At 65.3% G+C, this 3,867-nt stretch carries 4 protein-coding genes and 1 pseudogene; 4 read left to right on the forward strand and 1 reads right to left on the reverse strand.

Going from position 1 to position 3,867, the window contains the following annotated elements:
* Positions 1 to 228, forward strand: a pseudogene (locus tag K728_RS21225) (glutaminase A); the annotation flags it as partial.
* Between the two features lie 166 nt (positions 229 to 394).
* Positions 395 to 1,114: a spermidine synthase gene (locus K728_RS0106895; protein ID WP_024476275.1), complete on the forward strand. Its 720-nt coding sequence runs from the start codon at positions 395 to 397 to the stop codon at positions 1,112 to 1,114.
* A 21-nt stretch (positions 1,115 to 1,135) separates the two neighbouring features.
* Here K728_RS0106895 and K728_RS0106900 read toward each other — a convergent pair whose 3' ends face one another.
* A complete protein-coding gene (locus tag K728_RS0106900; protein WP_024476276.1) occupies positions 1,136 to 2,425 on the reverse strand; it encodes an ATP-binding protein in 1,290 nt (429 codons plus the stop codon).
* 124 nt (positions 2,426 to 2,549) lie between these two features.
* Here K728_RS0106900 and K728_RS0106905 point away from each other — a divergent pair, with 124 nt between their 5' ends.
* Positions 2,550 to 3,272, forward strand: a complete 723-nt coding sequence (locus K728_RS0106905; protein WP_024476277.1) for an AAA family ATPase — start codon at positions 2,550 to 2,552, stop codon at positions 3,270 to 3,272.
* A 30-nt stretch (positions 3,273 to 3,302) separates the two neighbouring features.
* Positions 3,303 to 3,867 (forward strand): phospholipase D-like domain-containing protein (locus K728_RS0106910; protein ID WP_237742102.1); only part of this gene is annotated, 565 nt, incomplete at its 3' end.

The raw sequence follows: 3,867 nt of genomic DNA on the forward strand, positions 1-3,867 counted from the left end.
GCCGGCATGACGTTCGGCGAACTCGCACTCGGCAGCGACGACCGCCAGGAGACCACGGTGAAGGCTGAGGGCGGGGTCAAGGTCATGGTGCTCACCGCCGACGTAATTAGTCAGCTCGAATCCGAGGACCCGCGGCTCGCCGTCGAGCTCTGGAAGGCCCTGACCCGCGATGCGTACACCCGCGTGGACCTATACCTGCGGGAGACGGCCGTCCGCGTCCGCGACTAGGAAGCTAATTACCTTCAGTGCTGTCTTTATCGGCCGCGGGCTGGCGCAGCGCACAGTTCGCCCCACCGTCCGTGGAGCCGATTACCTGCCAGACTAAAGGCATGATCCTCATTGCCCGACACACCAATGTCAGCTCATCCTCCTGCCGGCGAACCGGGTTGCGGCGGTGAGCGCCCGGTTCGAGGAACTCGACTGGCGCAAGACCCGGCTGGGTGAGATCAGCCTCCGACGGCGTTGGGACCCCACCTTCGACAAGGAGGTCTACGAGGTCAAGCTCGACGACGACTTCCTCATGTCGAGCCTCTTCACCGTCGCCGAGATTGAGCTCACCGAGCTGGCTCTTGCTGAGCTGCCGGAGGACGGGCTCGACGTCGTCGTCGGTGGCCTGGGTCTCGGCTACACAGCTCAGGCGGTACTCGACAGCCCGCGTGCACGGTCGCTCCTGATCGTCGAGGCGCTCGGCGAGGTTATCGAGTGGCACCAGACCGGGCTGATACCGGCCGGGAAGACGCTGACCGCGGACCCGCGGTGCCGTTACGTCCACGGCGACTTTTTCGCGCTGGCGGCATCGGCGGAAGGATTCGATCCCGAGGCCCCGGCGAGGCTGTTCCACGCGGTGATCCTCGACGTCGACCATTCCCCCCGGCACGTCCTCCACCCCAGCCACTCACCGTTTTACGATCCGGCCGGCACGCGGCGGCTGGCCGGGCACCTGCACCCGGGTGGGATTTTCGCGCTCTGGTCCAATGACCCGCCCGACGCCGAGTACCTGGCCGTCCTCGGCGAGGTGTTCACCGAGGTACGCGCCGACGTCGTCAGCTTTGATAACCCGCTGCAGGGCAGGGACTCGACCAACACCGTGTATCTGGGCCGCAAACCCCGATAACGTCGCGCACCCCGGGTCCCACTACAGCCTGGCGATCCGTTCAATGTCTTCGCGGAACTCCTGCGCCACGGACGCCGACACGGTGGTCCGCGTTTCGGCGATCGCCGACAGGTAGTCCTCGCTGGACGGGCCGGGGGCTGGCGTGCCACCGTCGACCGCGCCGAAGACCGCCTGCTCCAGGGCCCGCTGGGACGCCTTGCGGGCAGCGAATTCAATGTCGGCCGGCGAGAATCCGTCGGACGTCTTGACCAACTGGACGATGTCGACCTCTGCTGCCACCTCGGACGGGATGTAGCGCTGCCAGATGGCGTGGCGGGCGTCGTCGTCGGGCAGCCCGATAGGGATGACGTAGTCGAAGCGCCCGTGCCGGAGGAACGCCGTGTCGAGCGCCCGGATGAAGTTCGTGGCGCACACCAGCAGCCGGCCGGGCCGTTCCCTAAACGCGGGAATGATCTTGAGCAGTTCGTTGGTCACACCCTGCAACGGCGACGGCGGCTCCCCCTGGCGCTGGGCGGCGATCTCCTCGACCTCGTCAATGAAGACCACCGCGTGTTCGAGTTCGGCGATCTCGAGGAAGGTCTCCCGCAGTGCACCCGCGAGGCCCTTGGAGTCAGCGGCGAGCCGCGAGGGGAACACCTCGACGAAGGGCCACTCCAACCGTGACGCAATCGCCTTGGCGAAGGTGGTCTTGCCGGTTCCGGGCGGGCCAAACAGCATCACCGCACGCGGCGGCACCACCCCGTACTGCTCGGCCAGGTCGGGGTTGGCCAGCGGCAGGACCAAACGGCGTTCGAGCAGTTCCTTCTCGCGTTGCATGCCGCCCACGTTGTTCCACAGGTTGCGCGGCATCAACCGTCCGCCGAGTTCGCTGAGCAGACCCATTTCCTGGCGTTGCACGGGAATGTCACGTTCGAAGTACCTCAGGTGCTTCCGGTCCTGGAATCCCGAGTTGAGGAGGGCAGCCACCCGGTGTTCGGCGTCGGGCACCAGGGTGGAGAGCTTGGTCAGGCCGTGCGGTGCCATCCTGCCCTCGATGGCGGCGAGCAGCGCACTGCCGATCCCGTGGTTACGCCAGCCCTCGTCGATGGCGAAGAAGACAATCCAGCCCTGGTCGTGCGCGGCGCGGGCCACCGCGGTGCCGACCACCGTTTCACCGTGGACGGCGACGACGGCATGATCCTTCTGGCAGGAGGCGAGGACCTCAGCGAGCGCGTACACCGGTTCGACGCCGGCGCTGCGGGATTCCTCCCACAGGTGGAGGATCGCGTCCATGTCAGCAGAGTGAAAGTCCCTGATTCTCCAGCCGGTCATACGGGTGACTCCTTTGTCGTGTGCTGATCGTGTCGGATGCGAAACGTGCAGTGCGCTGATCATGACACACCGTTGGACGGCACCGGAGATTGTGACTGTCTGAGGCGGCTGCCATGATGCTGTGATGCGCCTCGACCGTTTCCCCCTCCGGCGGGTCACTGCCCATCCGGCCTCCGAACTGGAGCAGGGGAGCTGGCCGGCCAACCTGCCGCCCGTGGCGCAACTGTTGGACGACGGGATGGCGCTCGGCTCCGCCACAGTCCTGGTCGGCGAGAATGGCTCGGGCAAATCGACCTTGGTCGAGGCGATTGCGTTGGCCTTCGGGCTGTCGCCCGAGGGCGGGTCGACCGGTGCGCGTCACTCAACCCGGCCGTCCGAGTCGGAACTGTCGGATCACCTCCAGCTGGTCCGGAACCCGGGCGCCAGCAAGCGAGGCTATTTCCTGCGTGCCGAGACCATGCACGGGTTCTTCACCTATCTGGAGCAGAATCCCGGCCGGTCGGGCAACGACACCCGGTTCCATTCGATGTCACACGGGGAGTCGTTCCTCGAACTCGCGGTGGACCGGTTTCGTGGACCAGGCCTGTGGGTGCTGGATGAGCCGGAATCGGCGTTGTCCTTCGGCGGTTGTCTGGCTTTGCTCGGGATCCTGAAAGAACTCCTCGCCGACGGGAAATCCCAGGTGCTCCTCTCCACCCACTCCCCTCTCCTCGCTGCCCTTCCCGGCGCCACAATCCTCGAGCTCGGGCCCTGGGGGTTCCGCGAGATGCACTGGGACGAACTGGATCTGACAGTCAACTGGCGTAGCTTCATGAACGCGCCCGACCGGTATCTACGCCAGCTCTGAAACCGACGGCGGTCCGATAGGCTCTTGAATATGCGTCTACACCACCCAAAGCGCCTCGTCGGCTTCGCCAGCACCGTCGTCGGAAGAGCTGCGATGGCGCTCGGGGGTTTGCAGGCGGTCGTCGCCGCAACACTGGTGGTTATTGACGCGGTGGAGAAGAAGATCAGAACCAAACGTGAGGGATTTCCCAAGCCGGGGACCTTCGACGGTCACGTCGCCGGGTCGGCGACCACTGTCTTCACCTACGGCGAAGATCTTTACGAAGCGATGCTTGAGGCAATCCGATCTGCCCAGCACCAGATCCTGATGGAGACCTACATCTGGAAGGGCGACGCCGTCGGCCACACCTTCCGTGACGCCCTGAACGAGGCGGCAGCGCGTGGCGTGAAGGTGCATGTCATTTATGACGGCTTCGCGAACCTGGTGGTGCGGCCATCCTTTTACTCGTTCCACCCCGATGTGCAAGTCTTCCGGTTCCCGGTCCTGCGGCCGTCAATCCTTTTCACCAACATTCGCGGCACCGGGTTTGACCACCGCAAGCTCCTGGTTGTTGATGAGCGGATCGGGTTTGTCGGCGGCTACAACATCGGCAGCC

This window comes from Arthrobacter sp. CAL618, assembly GCF_000468215.1.
Lineage (GTDB): Bacteria > Actinomycetota > Actinomycetes > Actinomycetales > Micrococcaceae > Arthrobacter_D.